We start from the raw sequence: 1,062 nt of genomic DNA on the forward strand, positions 1-1,062 counted from the left end.
TTTTCACTCAGAAAGGCTGGATAACAGGAGATTAATACATTTGATGAAAACGTTATATGCCCCCCTCCCACCGGAGGGGTGGGATTATTGGCTCGACAAAGATACACTCATGAATATAATTTTTGCAGCCCTTCGCCGGACAGCCACCGCTGCGCGGCGTCTGCCGCATACCAAGGCGTTATGGTTCAATGCAAATATCGAGAATTTTTTCATACATGCTGTGGGGCTTTTCGGCTACTGGATGGCTGGGTGTTTCCTTAGTCTTAGCTCTTGGTACTGCTATTTCAGGAGAGCGGCTCCTATTTGGAATTGTAGGCTTTTTAGCTTTTTTTCTATCGGGAGGGGGTTTTCTTTTCACTGTATACACAGAGTGTAAAGTTTTAAAAATGGATATCTCTACAGAAGACAAAAATGCATTATTAAATCTACACCCCTTAACATCTGGGGCTGTAGCAGAATATCCATATAACGTATGGAGAATTTCAAACAAATATAGAAACAAAGGTGATTTAGCTTTCTTTTACAAAATTATTCCTTATTCTGTTTTACTCTCTATTCCATTGTTTGTTGCAATGGGGATAATTGCTTATTATCAGATTGGGTATTGATCCATACAAATAAGGATAGGCCGCGCGTAGCCGCGTCCTTATCCCAAGTGTGCTCTTGTTTGCATGAGTAGCCCGAGCTCACGATAAGTTGTACCTTTAATAGTAAATAGCAGATCGAGAATACGATCTGTTTGGTGTGATGTTACATCGTCCACTTTTCGGTAATCAGCAGAACCCCTTAGCGCCTTTGGTGATTATTTATATGATTTGATTTAAACCCATTGATTTCAGTGCTTTAAATAAAACCTCATCAGTATCAGTTAAGCCATTCTCCTTATTCACATGTTCAACGCTAGTTTGCTGGTATTAAGTTTGTCGTTCGCTTTACTACGGTAACCGTCTAGCGAACCACACCTCGCATCATTGATCTGACTATTTGAAAATACCTGCTCAATGATAAATTTGGAGCAGGTGATGAAAACATACAGAACAGCGGCACAGTGGCTCGGTTTAC

At 40.7% G+C, this 1,062-nt stretch carries 1 protein-coding gene; it reads left to right on the forward strand.

What is annotated here, in order from left to right:
* The first annotated feature begins 188 nt into the window (after positions 1-188).
* Positions 189-608: a hypothetical protein gene (locus H5073_RS17930; RefSeq protein ID WP_182680919.1), complete on the forward strand. Its 420-nt coding sequence runs from the start codon at positions 189-191 to the stop codon at positions 606-608.
* The last annotated feature ends 454 nt before the right edge of the window (positions 609-1,062 follow it).

Origin of the sequence: Shewanella sp. SR44-3 (assembly GCF_014163735.1) — a bacterium.
In the GTDB taxonomy this organism is placed as follows: domain Bacteria; phylum Pseudomonadota; class Gammaproteobacteria; order Enterobacterales; family Shewanellaceae; genus Shewanella.